This is a genomic window from Mesorhizobium sp. CA8 (assembly GCF_020164955.1).
In the GTDB taxonomy this organism is placed as follows: Bacteria; Pseudomonadota; Alphaproteobacteria; order Rhizobiales; family Rhizobiaceae; genus Mesorhizobium.
In genome coordinates this window covers 57515-75724 of record NZ_JAIUHG010000021.1, presented here as the reverse complement: position 1 = coordinate 75724, position 18210 = coordinate 57515, and the positions used below count along the sequence as shown (strand labels likewise).

The window sequence follows — 18210 nt, the reverse complement described above, 5'->3', positions numbered from 1 at the left end:
CATGTCGCTCGACACATTCCTCGCCCTGTTGGTCTATGCCTTCGTGACTTCGATCACGCCGGGGCCGAACAACCTCATGCTGCTCGCTTCCGGCGTCAATTTCGGCATCGCCAGGACGGTTCCGCATATGCTGGGCATCAGCATCGGCTTTCTGGTCCTGCTGCTGGCCGTCGGCTTCGGGCTCGGCGCGGTGTTGACCGCGGTGCCGGCGCTGCATACGGCGCTGAAGATCGCCGGCGCCGTCTACCTGCTCTACCTCGCCTGGAAGATCGCCATGTCGCGCTCGATAAGCGACGGAAAAGGGGCGCAGGGCCGGCCGATGCGCTTCATCGACGCCGCCGCCTTCCAGTGGGTCAACCCCAAGGCATGGGTGATGGCGATCACCGCGATGGCCGTCTACACCAATGCCGATCACCCATTCATCTCGGTGGCGCTGATCTCGATCGCCTTCACCATCGTCAACCTGCCCAGCGTTTCGGTGTGGGCCGGCTTCGGCACGGCGCTGCGCGGCTTCCTGTCGGATCCGGTGCGGCTGAAATGGTTCAACATCGCCATGGGCGTGCTGCTGGCCGCGACGCTGTGGCCGATGCTCCGTTAGATATGCCGATATTCAGGTGAGGCCGGCTGCAAATGGCGGCTTCCTGCGCTTCCGGTGCTCACGTACGAAAAGTACGCTCCGCTCCGGTTCTCGGAATCCACCATTTTCGGCGCGGCCTGACCTGAATATCAACACATCTGATAGTCTTTGGATCGGTCGCAGAGGCGTCGCTGGCCTCGTTAGCCGGCTGCCTAGCCATTGTGCAGTGCACATTAAATCTTCGTAATGCCCCGTTTTGGCCCTTTTCCGCCAAAGCCTTGTCCTATCTACTCCACGAAAATCGCGGCACGAGGTCGTGAAGCGAGCTACAATGGACCACCGGTATCGGCGCGTCGGGTAGAAGGTTTATTTGTCGATGCGCGGAAAAATCGCCTTTGCAGTTGTTGCGGTCGCCTGCCTGGCGGGCGCCGGGCTCTATCTTTCGCCCACGACGTTGGCCAAGGTCCAGCAGCTGATTTCGGGCAAGCAGGCCAGCGTGGCCACCTCGGACAAGACGTCGAGCGGCGACAAAGCGGCCGGTGCCCCGGACAATGCGAAAGGTCCGCGTTCGGCCTCGATCGTCTCCGCCACCGCGACGACCGCCGATTTTCCGATCCGCCGCTATGCCATCGGCTTCGTCTCGTCACCGGAGGTGGTCAATATCAATGCCCGTGTCTCCAGCCAGATCGTGTCGATCGCGGTCAAGGACGGGCAGATGGTCAAGGCCGGCGATCTGCTCATTTCGCTCGATGACCGTGCGCTGAAGGCGCAGCTCGCCAAGGATCAGGCGCAGCTCACCAAGGACCAGGCGATGCTGGTGAGCGCCCAGGCCGATCTGCAGCGCGCCAAGGATCTCGTCGCCAAGCAGGCCGGCACGCAGCAGACCTACGATCAGGCGCTGGCGGCGCAGAAGGCTGCGGCCGCCACCATCGATGCCGACAAGGCGACCATCGATGCCGATACCGTGCAATTGAGCTATGCAACGATTACGGCGCCGATCTCGGGCCGGCTCGGCGCCATCAACGTCTCGGTCGGCGATCTCGTCACCACCAGCAACGGCAACTCGAGCAGCTCGACGCCGCTGGTCACCATCACGCAGATGGATCCGCTGCAGGTGAACTTCACGCTGCCCGAGAGCAATCTTGCCCTTTTGCATAAGGCGCTCGCCGACCCACAGCAAGGCGACGTGACGCTGACCAAGAATGGCGATCCCACGCCGATCGGCAAGGGCACGCTCGATTTCGTCGATTCCAGCGTCGATACGGCCTCCGGCACCATCGCCACGCGGGCGAGCATACCGAATCCGGATCTTTCGTTGTGGCCCGGGCAATATGTGAACGTGGTGCTCGAGGCCGGCATGATGCCGCAGATGACCTCGGTTCCGACGGTCGCGGTGCAGCCCAGCCAGAAAGGACCCTTCGTTTATGTGGTCAAGCCCGACAACACCGTCGAGATGCGGCCGGTGCAGGTGGCGCTGACGGAGGGCCAAAACAGCGCCATCAGCGATGGCCTCAAGAGCGGCGAGAAGGTCGTCGTCGAAGGCCAGACGCGGTTGAAAAACGGCGCGGCGGTGCATGAAGGCAAAGCCGCGGCCGGATCCGGCGGTCAGGCATCGCCCAAGGTCGCGGAGGCCGACAAGGCCAGCGGGGCGAGCCAATGATCTCCGAATTCTGCATCCGCAAGCCTGTCGCCACCCTTCTGATGTCATTCGCCCTCATTCTGGGCGGTATTTTTGCCTACAAGTTCTTGCCGGTTGCGGCGCTGCCCAGCGCCGAATTTCCGGTGGTCAACGTTTCGGCCAGCCTGCCCGGCGCTTCGCCCGAGACGATGGCGACGTCGGTGGCGACGCCGCTGATCAAGCAATTCGCGACCATCGCCGGCATCGATTCGATCTCGACCACCAATTCGCTCGGCCAGACCTCGATCGCCATCCAGTTCGTGCTCAACCGCGACATCGATGCCGCCGCCGCCGACGTGCAGGCAGCGATCGCGCGAACGCAAAAATCGCTGCCCCCGGAAATGACCTCGCCGCCAAGCTATCGCAAGGTCAATCCCGCCGATGCGCCGATCCTCCTGATGTCGTTGGTGAGCGACACGGTCCCACTGACGGATCTCGACGCCTTCGCGGAAAACGTCATCTCGCCTTCGCTGTCGACCATCGACGGCGTTGCGCAGGTCTCGATCTTCGGGCAGCAGAAATATGCCGTGCGCATCCAGATCGATCCGACCGCGCTCGCCGCGCGCGGCATCTCGATCGATCAGCTGCAGGCTGCGATCACCTCGGCCAACAGCAACACCCCGCTCGGCGTGCTGCAGAACAACAAGCAGCAGCTGACGATTACCGCCAACACGCAGCTCACCGACGCCGCCGGCTTCTCCAACCTCATCATCGCCACCAAGAACGGCCGTCCGGTGCGGCTGGGCGACGTGACGCGCGTCGTCGATTCCGTGCAGACCACGACGACGGCGAGCTGGTATGACGGCACGCGCGCGATCATCATGGCCGTGCAGCGCCAGCCCGACGCCAATACCGTCGACGTCGTCGACAAAGTCAAGGCGATGCTGCCGTCCTTCCAGGAGCAGATGCCGGCCGCCGCCCAGATCAAGCTGCTCAACGACCGCTCGACATCGATCCGCCAGGCGGTCGACGACGTTCAGTTCACGCTGCTCTTGACCATCGCGCTGGTGGTGCTGGTGATCTTCGTGTTCCTGCGCCGGGTGACGGCGACGATCATCCCGGCGGTGGCGGTGCCGATCTCGCTGATCGCCACGCTTGGCGCGATGTTCCTGTTCGGCTTTTCGATCGACAACATCTCGCTGATGGGATTGACCTTAGCCGTCGGCCTTGTCGTCGACGACGCCATCGTCATGCTGGAAAACATCTTCCGTCATATGGAAGAAGATGGGCTGCCGGCTTTCGACGCGGCGCTGAAGGGCGCGCGCGAAATCGGCTTCACCATCATCTCGATCTCGATCTCGCTGGTGGCGGTGTTCATACCGGTGCTTCTGATGGGCGGCGTCATCGGCCGCATCTTCAACGAATTCGCGGTCGTGGTGACCGTCGCCATCCTGGCCTCGATGTTCGTGTCGCTGACTCTGACGCCGATGCTCTGCTCGCGCCTGTTGTCGGTGACCAAGGCCGATCGCGAAAAGCACGCCCCCGGTCATAAGCCGGACCTCATCACGCGCGGCTACGACCGGATCCTGGGCTTCTGCCTGCGAAATACTTTCCTGGTGTTCCTCGTCTTCATCGCGACCGCCGCGGCGTCGGTGTGGGTGATCCAGGTCTCGCCGAAGGGATTCTTTCCCCAGGAGGATATCGGCCAGATATCGGTGACCACGATCGCGCGTCAGGACATCTCGTTCGATGCCATGGCGAAGCTGCAAGGGCAGGTGGCAAGCGTGTTCTCGAAGTCGCCCTATGTCGACCATGTGGCCTGGTCGGCGGGCAGCGGCAACAACGCGCTCAACCAGGGCCAGCTCTTCGTCCAGCTCAAGGGCAAGGATCAGCGGCCCAATATCGAGAAGGTGCTTTCGGATCTGAGACACCAGCTGGCCGGCGTGGCGGGCATCGAGACGTACATGCAGCCGGTGCAGAACCTGCGGCTCGGCTCGCGGTCGTCGGCCAGCGCCTATCAGCTCGTGGTGCAGGGCCTGGATACCCGCCAGACCGACATCTGGGCGCAGAAGCTGAACGACGCGATGGCGGCGGACCATACGATGTTCACCGACGTCACCAGCGACCTGCAGAACAACGCATTGCAGGCCTCGCTGGTGATCGACCGCGACAAGGCCGCCCAGCTCGGCATCGACACCGACACGCTGCGTTCCGCCCTCTATGGCGGCTTCGGCACCGACCAGGTTTCGACGATCTTCGGTTCGGCCGACAGCTATGAGGTCATCACCGAGCTCGATCCCAAGATCGAATGGTCGCCCGAGCGGATGCTCGCCATCCAGATGCGGACGGCGAGCGGCAGCCTTGTGCCTCTCGGCGCCTTCGCGCATGTCGATCGCACGGCCGGCGCGCTGACGGTCAATCAGCTTGGCCAGCTTCCGGCGGTGACGATCTCCTACAACCTGCCGCAGGGCGTGTCGCTCGGTGACACGGTGACCCGCATCGACCAGCTCAAAGACCAGATCGGCATGCCGAAGGAGATCTCGACCAGCTTTGCCGGCACGGCCAAGACCTTCCAGGATTCGCTGGCCAACCAAGGCCTGCTGATCGGCGGCGCGATCCTGACGATCTATATCGTGCTCGGCATGCTCTATGAGAGCTTCATCCACCCGCTCACCATTCTCACCGGCCTGCCGTCGGCGGTGCTCGGCGCGGTGGTGGCGCTGCGCTTCGCCGGCATGGATCTGTCGGTGATCGCGGTGATCGGCATCCTGATGCTGATCGGCATCGTCAAGAAGAACGGCATCATGATGGTCGATGTCGCGCTGGAGCTCAGGCGACAAGGCATGTCGGCGAAGGACTCCATTCACAAAGCCTGCCTGATGCGCTTCCGGCCGATCATGATGACGACGCTGGCCGCGTTGATGGGCACATTCCCGATCGCGCTCGGCACCGGCGCCAGCGCCGAGCTTCGGCAGCCGCTCGGTGTCGCGGTGGTCGGCGGTCTGCTCGCCTCGCAGGCGCTGACGCTGTTCGTGACGCCGGTGATCTACGTCTATTTCGAGAATTTCTCCGGCTGGCTGCTCGGCTTCTCGTCGAGGAAGAGCCGGCCGGCGCTGCATGTGGTGGAAAGCGGCGAGCAACGCTCGCTGTTCGATGGCGAACCCGAGCCGCAGAAGACGGCGGCCGAGTAGATCGCTCCGGCTGGCCCAAGCCGCGGCGCTTGCGGCCGGCCGCAACCGATCCTAGTCTGTGGCCATGTCCCATGATCATGACCACGACAACGAGCTCGATCCGTTCGCGGCGCGCGTGCGCGCGCTGGAGACGATCCTGACCCAAAAGGGCCTGATTGACCCTGCTGCCATCGACGTCATCGTCGACACCTATGAGACGAAGATCGGCCCGCGCAATGGCGCGCGGGTGGTGGCGAAGGCCTGGAACGATCCTGACTATGCCGAATGGCTCAAGCGCGACGCCACGGCCGCGATCGCCTCGCTGGGCTACACCGGCCGCCAGGGCGAGCACATGCAGGCCGTGTTCAACACCGATGAGACGCACAATCTCGTCGTCTGCACGCTCTGCTCCTGTTATCCGTGGTCGGTGCTCGGCCTGCCGCCGGTCTGGTACAAGGCGCCGCCTTACCGCTCGCGGGCGGTGATCGATCCGCGCGGCGTGCTGGAGGAGTTCGGGCTGACACTGCCGGCGGAAAAGAAAATCCGCGTCTGGGATTCGACGGCCGAGCTTCGCTACCTGGTGGTGCCGATGCGTCCCAAGGGGACCGAGGGCTGGAGCGAAGAGCAGCTCGCCGAACTGGTCAGCCGCGACGCGATGATCGGCACCGCGCTTGCCAGAAAGCCGGAAGGGGAACCGGCATGAACGGGCCGCAGGATCTCGGCGGGCAGATGGGTTTTGGGCCGGTCGCGCCGGAAAAGGACGAGCCTTATTTCCACGCTGCATGGGAAAGACGGGCGCTCGGCGTGACACTCACCGCCGGGTCCATGGGCGCCTGGAACATCGACGAGAGCCGGCATGCGCGGGAATCGCTGCACCCCGCCGACTATTATTCCTCGAGCTACTACCAGGTATGGATCAAGGCGCTGGAAACGCTCCTGAAACGCCACGGCTTCGTCACCGAGCGCGACCTTGCCGCCGGCAAGGCCGTCGATGCCGCCGCGACGCCGAAGAGAGTGCTGAAGGCGGCGGATGTACCGGCGGTGCTAGCCAAGGGCGGGCCGTGCGACCGGCCAGTCGCCACGCCGGCGCGTTTTCGGGCGGGCGATCGGGTGCGCACCAAGAATTTCAACCCGACCGGCCATACGCGCCTGCCGCGCTATGCGCGCGGCAAAAGCGGGACGATCGAGGCGGTGCGCGACGGCTTCGTCTTCCCCGACACCAACGCACACGGCAAGGGTGAAAACCCGCAACGGGTCTACACCGTGGTCTTCGACGGGCCCGAAATCTGGGGCGAGCGCGCCGACCCGACGCTCAGCGTCTCGATCGATGCCTGGGAGAGCTATCTTGAGCCGGCATGAAGGCGCGTTGCCGGCCGGTTTCGATGAGCCGGTCTTCGCCGAGCCGTGGCAGGCCGAAGCCTTCGCCCTGACGGTTGCGCTGCACGACAAGGGCCTGTTCTCGTGGAGCGAGTGGGCGGAGGCGCTTTCGGCCGAGGTGAAGCAGCCAGGCACGGCAACGGACGGTCACGACTACTGCGAACATTGGTTGGCGGCGCTGGAGAAGCTTTTGTCCAGGAAGGGTGTCGCCGGCAAGGGCGAGGTGGATGAACTGGCCGCCGCCTGGGAACGCGCCGCGCACGCCACACCGCATGGCAAGCCGATCCTGCTGGAGAACGATCCGGGCGCAGGGCGATAGATCGTCTTTGTTCTCTTTACGTTCCGGTTTGTGGCTGATAGCCTGAGTTGTCGAGGCTGGCGCTCGCAGCCGGCAACGGCCGATATGGCGGCCAATCTTGTCTTTCGTCAGCGAATCCGGTCTGTCGCACTGATGGAATTTTCTCCCCAGCAGGATGAGGCTCTGAAGGCGGTCGGGCGTTGGCTCAAAGAGGGCCGGCCGCAGGTGTTTCGGCTGTTCGGCTATGCCGGCACCGGCAAGACGACGCTGGCGCGCTATTTCGCCGAGCATGTCGACGGCCAGGTGCAGTTCGCCGCCTTCACCGGCAAGGCGGCGCAGGTGCTGCGCTCGAAAGGGGCGACCAACGCCCGCACCATCCATTCGCTGATCTACAGGCCGAAAGGTGAGGAATCGGTCGAGGACGAGGTGACCGGCAAGACATCGATGTCGCCGACCTTCTCGCTCAACCGGCAAAGCCCGATTTCGCGCGCCAAGCTCGTCGTCATCGACGAATGCTCGATGGTCGACGAGCAGCTCGGGCGCGACCTGCAGAGTTTCGGCACGCCGATCCTGGTGCTCGGCGATCCGGCGCAGCTGCCGCCGATTTCGGGCGGCGGCTTCTTCACCGAGCACGAACCCGATGTGCTGTTGACGGAAATCCACCGCCAGGCGCGGGACAATCCGATCATCCGGCTGGCGCTCGACGTGCGCGAGGGCCGCGAATTCATGCATGGCGACTACGGCACGGCGCAGGTGATCGGCAGGGAAGCAGTCAACCAGGAACTGGTGCTCAAGGCCGACCAGGTGCTGGTCGGCACCAACCGCACGCGCCGGCGCTACAATCAAAGGCTGCGCGAGCTGAAGGGTTTCAACGCCGATTTCCCGCAAGCCGGCGACAAGCTGGTCTGCCTGCGCAACGACCCGGCCAAAGGGCTGCTCAACGGTTCGTTGTGGAAGGTGATGACCTCGTCGCGCGAGACGGTGAAGCCTGGCATCAACCTTCTGGTCTCGCCGGAAGAGGACGACCCCGACCGCGGCGTCGCCAAGATCAAGCTGCTCAAGGCGGCGTTCGAGGATCCGGATGCCGAAATCCCCTGGCAGCAGAAGAAGCGCTTCGACGATTTCGACTATGGTTACGCTTTGACCGTGCACAAGGCGCAGGGCTCGCAGTGGAACGACGTGGTGCTGTTCGACGAGAGTTGGGCGTTCAAGGAAACCAGGCAGCGCTGGCTCTATACCGCAATCACCCGTGCCGTCGAGCGGCTGACAGTGGTGCGCTGACGCTTGCGAATGTCATATCGGCCTTGCGCCAAGCCACTGCCAGGCGGCTTGCTCGTCATCGACATCGAAGCGCCTGAATTCGAAAGGCAGCGTCTTCGGGAACACGCCGGCTACGAGGGAGGCCCAACTCGGCTCGCCGATGACGGCGCAGCGCACGACATGTTCCATCGCGTCGGCGACTCCCTGCCGGAGCGTGTCCTTCGAAATGTTGGCCCAGTCGACGCTTTCCTCGTCGGTTAGCCTGACCAGCACGTCGATCCTCGGATGCAGCGCGTAGGCGGCCTCCAGCAGGCCGAACAGGTTTTCCGCATCGGCCGGTGAGACATCGCCGACGACGTCGATGGCGAAAAGCGCGTCGCGGTTGGTCTCGATGCGGCGGATCGCCGGCACGGCTTCGAGAAAATTCACTGGTAAATCCTTGCGCTCGAGCAATTCCAAGAAAAGTACGACGCGGTTTTCCGTCCGGAATTGCGTTGAAACAGAGAGGTTTAGCCTCCAACTATCCCCTGGAACACGCGAAACCCTCTATCTGTTCCCGTTAAAGGCGGTATAGATGCCCGCCGATCCACTGGACCCCAGCTCATGCCTGCTAAGCTTTCGGTCAATCTCAACGCCATCGCCGTGCTGCGCAACCGACGTGACCTGCCATGGCCGAGCATCACCGGACTTGGCCGCATTGCGCTTGCCGCCGGCGCGCATGGGCTGACGGTGCATCCGAGGCCCGACGGGCGGCACACCAGGCATTCCGACCTGCCGGAGATCAGGGCGCTGATCGACGACGAGTTTCCGGGCGCGGAGTTCAACATCGAGGGCTATCCGACCGAGGATTTCCTGGCGCTTGTCGAAAAGAACCAGCCCGAGCAAGTGACGCTGGTGCCGGACGACCCGGCGCAGGCGACTTCCGACCATGGCTGGAACTTCGTCGCCCAGGCGGCGTTCCTCACTCCAATCGTCAAGCGGTTGAAGAAAGGCGGCTTCCGCGTGTCGCTGTTCTCCGACGCGGATCCGGACGGGGTCAACGCGGCTCGCGACACCGGCGCCGACCGCATCGAGCTCTATACCGGGCCATATGGAGGTTTCCATTCCGATTCCGCAAAGGCGGCGAAAGAACTGGAAAGACTGGGAAAAACCGCCGATGCCGCACTCAAGGCCGGGCTCGGCGTCAATGCCGGCCACGATCTGACCGTGAAAAACCTGCCGGCATTGGCCAAACGCATCCCGGCATTGGCCGAAGTATCGATCGGACATGGGTTGACAGCGGATGCGCTCGAGTATGGCATGGCCGGCACGGTCGGGCGGTTCTTGAAGGCCTGCGGATGGTAGGGCGCCTTGCGTAGTTTCGGCAGTCTTGGTGCGTCCCGCGCGTTGCGGCGAGCTCGGAGCGTGACGAATCCGGTGAAGTGGGGTTCATAGTGCTAGCCAACGCCGGCGAAACGGAATCTCTCGAACGCTCGGGCCATGCCGAAACCGAACGGCAGCACAGCACCAAGGTGCTCATGCTTGGCGCGCTGGGCGTCGTCTATGGCGACATCGGCACGAGCCCGATCTACGCCTTCCGCGAGGCGCTGCATGCCTCGTCGAGCTCGGTCGCCCGCCACGATGTGCTCGGCGTGCTGTCGCTGATCGTCTGGGCACTCACCATCATCGTCACGATCAAATATGTCGCCTTCGTGCTAAGGGCCGACAACAAGGGCGAGGGCGGCACGCTGTCGCTGATGTCGCTGGCGCGCAGCGCCTACCCGCCTGGTTCACGCCTTATCCTGGTGATCGGCCTTTGCGGGGCAGCGCTGTTCTTCGGTGATTCGATCATCACGCCGGCGATCTCGGTGCTGTCGGCGGTAGAAGGCCTGGAAGTCGTCACGCCGGCGTTGGATGCCTATGTGGTGCCGATCACCCTGGTCATCCTGGCCGTGCTTTTCGCGGTGCAGCGCTTCGGCACCGGCAAGGTGGCGGCGGTGTTCGGGCCCGTGACTGCGACGTGGTTCGTGGCGATCGGCGCGGCCGGCGTCTATCATATCGTCGACGACCCGTCCGTTTTCCTGGCGATCAATCCCTATTACGCGATCTACTACCTGGCCACCACGCCGACAGGCGCGTTCGTCACCGTGGGCGCCGTGTTCCTGGCGGTCACCGGCGCCGAGGCGCTCTATGTCGACCTTGGCCATTTCGGCCGCAAGCCCATCGTGATGGCCTGGTTCGCAATCGTCTTTCCTTGCCTGCTCTTGAATTATTTCGGGCAGGGCGCCTTCGTGCTCTCGCATGGCGGCAAGCCCACCAACCCATTCTTCCAGATGCTGCCCGGATGGGCGCTGATGCCGATGGTCGGGCTGGCGACGGCGGCCACGGTCATCGCCAGCCAGGCTGTCATTTCCGGCGCCTTCTCGCTGACAAGGCAGGCGGTGCAGCTCAACCTTCTGCCCCGCATCGAGGTGCAGCACACCTCCGAGATGCAGAGCGGCCAGATCTACATGCCGAGGGTCAACCTTCTGGTCGCGCTCGGCGTGATGCTTCTGGTCGTGGGCTTCGGCAGCTCGAGCGCGCTTGCCTCCGCTTACGGCATTTCGGTGACCGGAGAGATGCTGATGACGACGATCCTGCTGTTCGTGGTGATGCGCTGGCTCTGGAAATGGCAGGTTGCGGCCGCACTGGCGTTGGCATTGCTGTTCGGCGTCATCGATCTCGGCTTCTTCTCGGCCAATGTGGTCAAGATCGTCGAGGGCGGCTGGGTGTCGATCACGGTTGCCTCGATCATGGGGCTGATCATGTGGACCTGGATCCGCGGCAGCCGCTATTTGTTCGACAAGACCCGCCGCAACGAAATCCCGCTCGATTTCCTGGCGGCGAACCTGTTGAAGAAGAAGCCGCAGCTGGTCTCGGGCACCGCTGTGTTCCTGACCAGCGATCCGCTGAGCGCGCCGACGGCGCTGATGCACAGCCTGAAGCATTACAAGGTGCTGCATGAAAAGAACGTCATCCTGTCGGTGGTGACGGCGCCGCAGCCGGTTGTGCCCGACAGCGAGCGCGTCAAGCTGGAAACCGTCAACGAGCTGTTCATGCGCGTGACGCTGACTTTCGGCTATATGGAGCAGCCCAACATTCCGCGCGCCTTGGCCATCTGCCGCAAGCAGGGTTGGAAGTTCGACATCATGACGACATCCTTCTTCCTGTCGCGGCGCTCATTGAAGGCCTCACCCAATTCCGGCATGCCGGTCTGGCAGGACCGGCTGTTCATCGGCCTGGCGCGAACGGCCGCGGACGCGACGGAGTACTTCCAGATCCCTACCGGACGCGTGGTCGAAATCGGTACTCAGGTCGCAATCTGACGAGACCGATTTCGCCGGACGAAGAGGTCCGGCCGTTCCGTAAAACTTGAAGCCGTGCGTCGGCGGCATGGGAGCCCTTACGTCAGGGCACTTGATATTGCACTGCAGCAAGCGTAGAGCACCGCGCGTTTTATCGGAGTGTCGTCCATGGCCCTTGCCAATGGTAGTGCAGACGCAGAGCCCGTCGACCAATCGAGCCACGCGGAAATCGAGCAGCACAGCACCAAGGTTCTCATGCTTGGCGCACTGGGCATCGTCTATGGCGATATCGGCACCAGCCCGATCTACGCGTTTCGCGAAGCGTTGGTGGCGTCCTCGCGCGGCGCGGCCGCCGATCGCGGCGACATTCTGGGCGTGCTGTCCTTGATCATCTGGTCGCTGACGATCATCGTCACGATCAAATACATCATGTTCGTCCTGCGTGCCGACAACCGCGGCGAGGGCGGCGTGCTGTCGCTGATGGCGCTTGCGCGCAGCAGTTTTTCGAGCCGCTCGGCAATCATCCTTGCGGTCGGCATTGCCGGAGCGTCGCTGTTTTTCGGCGACGCCGTCATCACGCCGGCCATCTCGGTGCTGTCGGCGGTCGAAGGCATGAATGTCGTCACGCCGGCCTTCCAGCCCTATGTCGTTCCACTGACCCTGCTCATCCTCGCCATCCTGTTTGCCGTGCAACGGTTCGGCACGGGCGGCGTGGCCATGATCTTCGGTCCGATCACGGCCGTCTGGTTCCTGGCAATAGGTCTTTCCGGGCTGAACCACATCATTGCCGATCCGGAGATACTGTGGGCGATCAGCCCGCATTACATTGTTGCCTTCCTGATCCACTCGCCCGACGTCGCCTTCGTCACCATCGGCGCGATCTTCCTGGCGGTCACCGGCGCCGAGGCGCTTTATGCCGACCTTGGCCATTTCGGCCGCAAGCCGATCGTGCTGGCGTGGCTGGCGATCGTCTTTCCCTGCCTGCTCCTGAACTATGCCGGGCAGGGCGCCTATGTGCTCGCCAAGGGCGGCATGGTCGGCCATCCGTTCTTCGAAATGAACGAGGGCTGGGCGCTCGTCCCGATGGTGGTGCTGGCGACGGCGGCGACCGTCATCGCCAGCCAGGCGGTCATCTCCGGCGCCTATTCGCTGACGCGGCAGGCGGTGCAGCTCAACATGCTGCCGCGGCTCGAAATCCTGCATACGTCGGAAAAGCAGTCCGGCCAGGTTTATATGCCGCGTGTCAACATGCTGCTGGCGCTGGTGGTGATGCTGCTGGTGGTTGGCTTCGGCGAGTCCAGCAAGCTCGCCTCAGCCTATGGCATTTCGGTCACCGGCAACATGCTGGTGACGACCGTGCTCCTTTTCGTGGTCATGGCCCGCATCTGGAAATGGCCGCTGTGGCGAGCCGTGGTGCTGACCGTGCTGTTTGCTTTCATCGACATCGGCTTCTTCGCCTCCAACATCGTCAAGGTGTTCGAGGGCGGTTGGGCCTCGCTCGCGGTCGCCTTCGCCATCATCCTCGGCATGTGGACCTGGGTGCGCGGCAGCCGCTATCTGTTCGACAAGACCCGCCGCAACGAAATCCCGCTCGATTTCCTGGCGGCGAACCTGTTGAAGAAGAAGCCGCAGCTGGTCTCGGGCACCGCTGTGTTCCTGACCAGCGATCCGCTGAGCGCGCCGACGGCGCTGATGCACAGCCTGAAGCATTACAAGGTGCTGCACGAAAAGAACGTCATCCTGTCGGTGGTGACGGCGCCGCAGCCGGTTGTGCCCGACAGCGAGCGCGTCAAGCTGGAAACCGTCAACGAGCTTTTCATGCGCGTGACGCTGACTTTCGGCTATATGGAGCAGCCCAACATTCCGCGCGCCTTGGCTATCTGCCGCAAGCAGGGATGGAAGTTCGACATCATGACGACATCCTTCTTCCTGTCGCGGCGCTCATTGAAGGCCTCACCCAATTCCGGCATGCCGGTCTGGCAGGACCGGCTGTTCATCGGCCTGGCGCGAACGGCCGCGGACGCGACGGAGTACTTCCAGATCCCTACCGGACGCGTGGTCGAAATCGGTACGCAGGTCGCTATCTGACAGGTTGGCGGAGCAGTGCCGAGGCAGGCGGGCGCTTGCTCGGCTGGCGCCGCGATCGCGGGAAGACGCGCTTGTCGCGACCGATGAATGCTCAAGAAATCGAAGTGAAGCGCGCCCGGGGGAACGATCTCCCAGGCGCGCCAGACTTCAGCCGAGCAGGGCCGTCTTATTCGCTTCGAGGAACTGCTTCAGCGTCCGCGGCTTGCGGCCCGAGAGTCTTTCGACGGCATCGGTCACCTCGCCTATGCGGCCGGCGCGGGTGTTGACGTCGAAGGAGACGATGATGCGGGCGAAATCCTCGGGAACGCCTGCCGCCTTGACGCCTTCGGTCAGCGCCTCGTCCGGCAGTTGGATGACCTCCAGCGGCTTGCCGGTCACCTCGCTTACCAGCGCTGCAATTTCGTTCGTGGTGTAGGCCTGCGGGCCGGTCAGCGTGTAGATGTGGCTTTCCTTGGAGCCGGATGCGAGGCCGGCGGCGATGGCGGCCGCCATATCGTCGCGCGCGCCGTGGGCGACGCGCCCGTCGGCGGCCGACGTGTACCACTTGCCCGAGGAAATGGCATGCGGCAGCGACATGAACAGGTTCTCCTGATACCAGCCGTTGCGGAAGATGGTGTAGGGGATGCCGCTTGCCTTGATCGCCTGCTCGGTGCCGTAGTGGTCGCCGGCAAACAGCACCGGCGAGCCCGGCTCGGGATTTGGCATCGAGGTGTACAGCAGGTGCGAGACGCCTGCTGTCTTGGCCGCCGCCACCGCTGCCTGATGTTGTTTCAAACGCCGGTCGCTTTTCAGGTCAAGCTCGCCGGTCGAGATGATAAGCACCCGGTCGGCGCCCCTGAACGCTTCTTCCAGTGAAGCCATATCGTCGAAGTCGGCGGCTCTAACAGCGATGCCCCGCGCAGCCAGATCGGCGAGGTTTTCGGGGTTACGCGTGGTGGCGATGATGTTGGCTGGCGCAATTTTCTGCGCTTCGAGCAAGTGATTGATGACGGCGCGGCCAAGCTGGCCGGAGGCGCCGGTGACGAGAAGGGTTTCGGTCATGGGAGGTTCCTGAAAATTGCGTCGGAGGGCGGATCGATTGGTAGTCTCAAAAAGAGACCAGCACTAAAATAGGAATTGACCCCAAGCCGTAAAGAAGGCATTTTTTCGGGAGGTAGGCACAGCCAGGGAACCACTCTGGCCGGCCGAATTCGATCAGCGGATGTCGCCATGGACAGCAAGATCTTCAACCTGAAAGCCAAGCTCGAGCTCTATAAGGCCATGACGAACGGCGGCAATTTCGCAGACTGCCCGGTCCGTGACGTCATCCAGGGCATCAGCGGTAAATGGAGTTCGTTGCTGGTCATGGCACTGGCAGAAAAACCCTACCGATTCGGCGAGTTGCGGCGGCTGGTTCCCGACATCTCCCAGCGCATGCTGACGCAGACGCTCTATGACCTGCAGCGCGACGGCTATGTGCATCGCGAAGTGTTCCCGACCAAGCCGCCAAGCGTCGAATACAGCTTGACCGATCTTGGGCGCTCGATGTTCCTGCCTCTGCAACAGCTCGTTCAATGGGCCGAACTCAATCATGACGCGGTGCGCGGTGCGCGCGCCGCCTTCGACGCCGCCCAAGGCTGATCTCTCGATACAAGCGTCAAAGCGCCCGATTGATCCGGTGCGTTCCAAGCGGGATTGTCCCCGCAGGGGTCGGGTTGGGGGGCCGATGGGCAAGTCTTACGAGATCGCGATTGCCGGGGCGGGGCCGGCCGGGCTGGCGGCAGCGCTTTACCTCAAGCGAGCCGGGCACAAGGTCACTATTTTCGAGCGCTTCGACGCGCCGAAGCCGGTCGGCTCCGGCCTCATCCTGCAGCCAACCGGGCTGACCGTGCTCGCCGATCTCGGCCTGCTCGACGAGATCCTTTCGCTTGGCAGCCGCATCGAACGGCTGCACGGCACCGACGCCAGGAGCGGGCGCACCGTGCTTGAGGTCCGCTACGACGCGCGGCGCGGCCGCCGCTTCGGCCTCGCGATCCACCGGGCGGCGCTGTTCGGCGTGCTCTTCCGCGCTGCCTTGCGCGAAGCGATCGCCATCGAAACCAATGTCGAGGTCGAGACCCTGGAGACGGCCGAGCGCGCGACGCTGGTCTGCAGCAACGGCAGACGGCTCGGACCGTTCGACCTCATTGTCGATGCCAGCGGCGCGCGCTCGAAACTGCGACCGTATCTCGGCGACAACGCCATGCCGCGACCGCTCGCCTATGGCGCATTCTGGGCGTCGCTCGGTTGGCGGGACGGCTTTGACAGAAGCGCGCTGCTGCAGCGCTACGACAAGGCAAGCATAATGGTCGGGGTGCTGCCCATCGGCCGGCCCGAGCCTGGCGCGCAGGACATGGCGGCCTTCTTCTGGAGCCTCAAGCCGGACGATACCGAACGGCTAAAGGCCGAGGGGCTCGAAGCATGGAAGGCGCGCGTGGTTTCGGTCTGGCCGGAGTGCGAGGCCTTCACCGGCCAGATCGACAGTTTCGAGCAGCTCTCGCTCGCCCGTTACGGTCATCACACGATGAGGCGGCCGGCCGGCCGGCGGCTTGCCGTCATCGGCGACGCCGCGCATTCGACCAGCCCGCAACTCGGGCAAGGCGCGAACATGGCGCTGCTCGACGCCGCCGCGCTCAGCCATGCGCTGGCGAAGGCGGACGGCATCGATGAAGCGCTGGCGGCCTATGCAAGCGCGCGCCGTTGGCATGTGCGCGTCTTCCAGGCGCTGTCGCTGTCGCTGACGCCGTTCTACCAATCAGACTCCGCAGCCTTGCCCTTTGTCCGTGACCGCATGGTGGCGGCACTGGCGAGAATCCCGCCGGGACCGCAATTCCTTGCCGCCATGGTCGCGGGAACCGTGGTCGACCCGTTCAGGCGGATAGGGCTTGCGGAGTTGCAATGGCCTGCAGCCGGATGATCTCGGACAGGTAAGATCCCTTTGCCCGAAGGAAGGCATGCAGCCGCTGCGGGTAATCCGCGCCGACTGCCTCCTTCACCGATTTCCGTTTGCTCAAGGCTGTCCGCCATGCCTGGGCGAGCGGCTTGCCGTCGAGAATGCCGAAATCGCCGATGCTGTCGAACGTGTCGAAGTAGCGGAAGACCGGTCCGTAGACGGCGTCGACCAGCGAGAAGCGCTCGCCGGCGAACCACCGGCCGCTTTGCCTTGCGGACAGTTCCGCCTCCACACGCGCGAACATCCCGGACAAGCCGCTGCTTTCATGGAGGAAAGCGGCTTCGTCGGCAGCGGAATAGAAGCGGCCGATGGCATTGAGGATGGCCGAGCCGAATTCGATCCAGGCGCGATGCCTGGCTCGCGCCAGCGGGTCGGCCGGGTGCAAGGGATTGGCTTCGGTCTCCTCTAGGAATTCGAGGATGACGGCGGATTCGAAAATCACCTCCTGCGAATGGTCGTGCCGGACGCTGAGCAGCGGCACCTTGCCGAGCGGCGAAATGGCCCTGAACCAATCCGGCTTGTCGGAAAGATCGACATAGACGCGCTCGAACGGCACGCCTTTTTCGGCGAGTGAGATGGCCGCGCGCTGGACGTACGGGCACAAATGATGGCTGACGAGGGTGAGGCTGGCGGTCATCTCACTCGCCCCAGACATAGTTGAGCGCGCCGTCTTCGACGCGGGTCGACAAGAACATCAGGCGGGAACCCTTCGGCGCCGGCCCTTCGAGACGCTCGCCGTTATCCATGCCGAACTTCGCGCCATGCCATTGGCAGACAAGTGAACCGTCCTTGCAGTCTAGCGGTCCGCCGAAATGCAGGCAGACATTGGCCGCGGCGCGGATGCGCTCGCCGCTGCGCCAGACATGGACCTCGCGGCCGAAGAAGGGCGCGATTAGGCTGCCGGTTTGCGGAATATCGGCGATCTTGCAGATTTCATGTTTCATCGGAGAACTCCTTGTCGATGCAATTGCATTTATATGAATGCATTTGCATCGATCGTCAAGCTTGATGCAGTTGCATCTATCCTCTAGGCTGCGCCGATGACGAAGAAATCGCCATCACCCGAAGCCATCGCCGCCTGGGCGCGCCTGGTGCGCGTCTCGCGCCAACTTGTCGAAAGGACCGAGGACGCGCTGAAAGCCAGCGGCCTGCCGCCGCTCGCCTGGTATGACGTGCTGCATGAGCTTGCAGAGGCAGGCGAGGGCGGATTAAGGCCGTTCGAGCTGATCGATCGCATCCTGTTGGCGCAGTATAGCGTCTCAAGGCTGCTGGCCCGGCTGGAAGTGGACGGCCTGATCGAGAAGCTGCCCGTCTCGGATGACGGCCGCGGGCAGACCGTTCGCATCACGGCAAGCGGCCGGGAGATGCGCCGCCGCATCTGGGCGATCTATGGCGCTTCTATTGCTGACCAAATTGGCGACCGGCTTTCAGCCCAGGACCTGAAGACATTGGCCAGCCTGCTCGGACGGTTGCGTGATCCGCCGGCCAGCGAGTAGCTGGCGAGCCTTTCGCCGGTTCGCCGGTCATT

Annotated in this window: 17 protein-coding genes; 13 read left to right on the top strand and 4 right to left on the bottom strand. The window is 63.6% G+C overall.

What is annotated here, in order from left to right:
• Position 1: 1 nt before the first annotated feature.
• From LB553_RS21600 to LB553_RS21570, 7 genes are all read left to right on the top strand, one after another.
• Entirely contained in the window at positions 2-598 is a 597-nt protein-coding gene (locus tag LB553_RS21600) for a LysE family translocator (RefSeq protein ID WP_224516330.1), read from the top strand.
• Positions 599-953: 355 nt separating this feature from the next.
• The gene (locus LB553_RS21595) at positions 954-2237 is read left to right on the top strand and encodes an efflux RND transporter periplasmic adaptor subunit (RefSeq protein WP_224516329.1); all 1284 of its coding nucleotides are present in this window, start codon (positions 954-956) and stop codon (positions 2235-2237) included.
• Positions 2234-5386 carry an efflux RND transporter permease subunit gene (locus tag LB553_RS21590; RefSeq protein ID WP_224516328.1) on the top strand — a complete coding sequence of 1051 codons (3153 nt, stop codon included), beginning with the start codon at positions 2234-2236 and terminating at the stop codon, positions 5384-5386. The genes LB553_RS21595 and LB553_RS21590 overlap by 4 nt, the downstream gene beginning before the upstream one ends.
• A 64-nt stretch (positions 5387-5450) precedes the next feature.
• Positions 5451-6068: a nitrile hydratase subunit alpha gene (gene nthA, locus LB553_RS21585; protein ID WP_224516327.1), complete on the top strand. Its 618-nt coding sequence runs from the start codon at positions 5451-5453 to the stop codon at positions 6066-6068.
• Positions 6065-6724, top strand: a complete 660-nt coding sequence (nthB, locus tag LB553_RS21580) for a nitrile hydratase subunit beta (protein ID WP_224516326.1) — start codon at positions 6065-6067, stop codon at positions 6722-6724. The genes nthA and nthB overlap by 4 nt, the downstream gene beginning before the upstream one ends.
• On the top strand, positions 6711-7061 hold the full coding sequence (locus tag LB553_RS21575) for a nitrile hydratase accessory protein (RefSeq protein ID WP_224516325.1): 351 nt from the start codon (positions 6711-6713) through the stop codon (positions 7059-7061). The genes nthB and LB553_RS21575 overlap by 14 nt, the downstream gene beginning before the upstream one ends.
• A 132-nt stretch (positions 7062-7193) precedes the next feature.
• Entirely contained in the window at positions 7194-8321 is a 1128-nt protein-coding gene (locus LB553_RS21570) for an ATP-dependent DNA helicase (RefSeq protein ID WP_224516324.1), read from the top strand.
• A 12-nt stretch (positions 8322-8333) separates the two neighbouring features.
• On the opposite strand, the gene LB553_RS21565 is transcribed toward LB553_RS21570, so the two are convergent.
• Positions 8334-8729: an STAS/SEC14 domain-containing protein gene (locus LB553_RS21565; protein ID WP_224516323.1), complete on the bottom strand. Its 396-nt coding sequence runs from the start codon at positions 8727-8729 to the stop codon at positions 8334-8336.
• 174 nt (positions 8730-8903) lie between these two features.
• Between LB553_RS21565 and LB553_RS21560 the strand changes: the two genes are divergently transcribed.
• The 3 genes from LB553_RS21560 to LB553_RS21550 all read left to right on the top strand — a co-directional run bounded on the left by LB553_RS21560 (position 8904) and on the right by LB553_RS21550 (position 13711).
• Positions 8904-9644 (top strand): pyridoxine 5'-phosphate synthase, encoded by a 741-nt coding sequence (locus LB553_RS21560; protein ID WP_224516322.1) that lies wholly within the window; start codon positions 8904-8906, stop codon positions 9642-9644.
• A 173-nt stretch (positions 9645-9817) separates the two neighbouring features.
• Positions 9818-11644, top strand: coding sequence for a potassium transporter Kup (locus LB553_RS21555; protein ID WP_224516373.1), 1827 nt, complete (start codon positions 9818-9820; stop codon positions 11642-11644).
• A gap of 147 nt (positions 11645-11791) precedes the next feature.
• Complete coding sequence (locus LB553_RS21550) at positions 11792-13711, top strand: potassium transporter Kup (protein WP_224516321.1); 1920 nt, start codon at positions 11792-11794, stop codon at positions 13709-13711.
• 147 nt (positions 13712-13858) lie between these two features.
• On the opposite strand, the gene LB553_RS21545 is transcribed toward LB553_RS21550, so the two are convergent.
• Positions 13859-14752 (bottom strand): SDR family oxidoreductase, encoded by an 894-nt coding sequence (locus LB553_RS21545; RefSeq protein ID WP_224516320.1) that lies wholly within the window; start codon positions 14750-14752, stop codon positions 13859-13861.
• A gap of 168 nt (positions 14753-14920) precedes the next feature.
• Here LB553_RS21545 and LB553_RS21540 point away from each other — a divergent pair, with 168 nt between their 5' ends.
• Both LB553_RS21540 and LB553_RS21535 read left to right on the top strand, forming a co-directional pair.
• A complete protein-coding gene (locus LB553_RS21540) occupies positions 14921-15331 on the top strand; it encodes a winged helix-turn-helix transcriptional regulator (RefSeq protein ID WP_224516319.1) in 411 nt (136 codons plus the stop codon).
• An 85-nt stretch (positions 15332-15416) separates the two neighbouring features.
• Positions 15417-16646 (top strand): FAD-dependent oxidoreductase, encoded by a 1230-nt coding sequence (locus LB553_RS21535; RefSeq protein WP_224516318.1) that lies wholly within the window; start codon positions 15417-15419, stop codon positions 16644-16646.
• Here LB553_RS21535 and LB553_RS21530 read toward each other — a convergent pair.
• Complete coding sequence (locus LB553_RS21530) at positions 16600-17319, bottom strand: glutathione S-transferase family protein (protein WP_224516317.1); 720 nt, start codon at positions 17317-17319, stop codon at positions 16600-16602. The two genes, LB553_RS21535 and LB553_RS21530, sit on opposite strands and share 47 nt — an antisense overlap.
• A gap of 1 nt (position 17320) precedes the next feature.
• A complete protein-coding gene (locus tag LB553_RS21525) occupies positions 17321-17626 on the bottom strand; it encodes a Rieske (2Fe-2S) protein (protein ID WP_224516316.1) in 306 nt (101 codons plus the stop codon).
• Between the two features lie 96 nt (positions 17627-17722).
• Between LB553_RS21525 and LB553_RS21520 the strand changes: the two genes are divergently transcribed.
• Entirely contained in the window at positions 17723-18178 is a 456-nt protein-coding gene (locus LB553_RS21520; RefSeq protein WP_224516315.1) for a MarR family winged helix-turn-helix transcriptional regulator, read from the top strand.
• Positions 18179-18210 lie beyond the last annotated feature (32 nt).

Bases quoted from the DNA above. Each gene is read 5' to 3' on its own strand.
- LB553_RS21600 (WP_224516330.1), top strand. From the start codon at position 2: ATGTCGCTCGACACATTCCTCGCCCTGTTGGTCTATGCCTTCGTGACT.
- LB553_RS21595 (WP_224516329.1), top strand. From the start codon at position 954: ATGCGCGGAAAAATCGCCTTTGCAGTTGTTGCGGTCGCCTGCCTGGCG.
- LB553_RS21590 (WP_224516328.1), top strand. From the start codon at position 2,234: ATGATCTCCGAATTCTGCATCCGCAAGCCTGTCGCCACCCTTCTGATG.
- nthA (WP_224516327.1), top strand. From the start codon at position 5,451: ATGTCCCATGATCATGACCACGACAACGAGCTCGATCCGTTCGCGGCG.
- nthB (WP_224516326.1), top strand. From the start codon at position 6,065: ATGAACGGGCCGCAGGATCTCGGCGGGCAGATGGGTTTTGGGCCGGTC.
- LB553_RS21570 (WP_224516324.1), top strand. From the start codon at position 7,194: ATGGAATTTTCTCCCCAGCAGGATGAGGCTCTGAAGGCGGTCGGGCGT.
- LB553_RS21560 (WP_224516322.1), top strand. From the start codon at position 8,904: ATGCCTGCTAAGCTTTCGGTCAATCTCAACGCCATCGCCGTGCTGCGC.
- LB553_RS21555 (WP_224516373.1), top strand. From the start codon at position 9,818: ATGCTTGGCGCGCTGGGCGTCGTCTATGGCGACATCGGCACGAGCCCG.
- LB553_RS21550 (WP_224516321.1), top strand. From the start codon at position 11,792: ATGGCCCTTGCCAATGGTAGTGCAGACGCAGAGCCCGTCGACCAATCG.
- LB553_RS21545 (WP_224516320.1), bottom strand. From the start codon at position 14,752: ATGACCGAAACCCTTCTCGTCACCGGCGCCTCCGGCCAGCTTGGCCGC.
- LB553_RS21540 (WP_224516319.1), top strand. From the start codon at position 14,921: ATGGACAGCAAGATCTTCAACCTGAAAGCCAAGCTCGAGCTCTATAAG.
- LB553_RS21535 (WP_224516318.1), top strand. From the start codon at position 15,417: ATGGGCAAGTCTTACGAGATCGCGATTGCCGGGGCGGGGCCGGCCGGG.
- LB553_RS21530 (WP_224516317.1), bottom strand. From the start codon at position 17,319: ATGACCGCCAGCCTCACCCTCGTCAGCCATCATTTGTGCCCGTACGTC.
- LB553_RS21525 (WP_224516316.1), bottom strand. From the start codon at position 17,626: ATGAAACATGAAATCTGCAAGATCGCCGATATTCCGCAAACCGGCAGC.
- LB553_RS21520 (WP_224516315.1), top strand. From the start codon at position 17,723: ATGACGAAGAAATCGCCATCACCCGAAGCCATCGCCGCCTGGGCGCGC.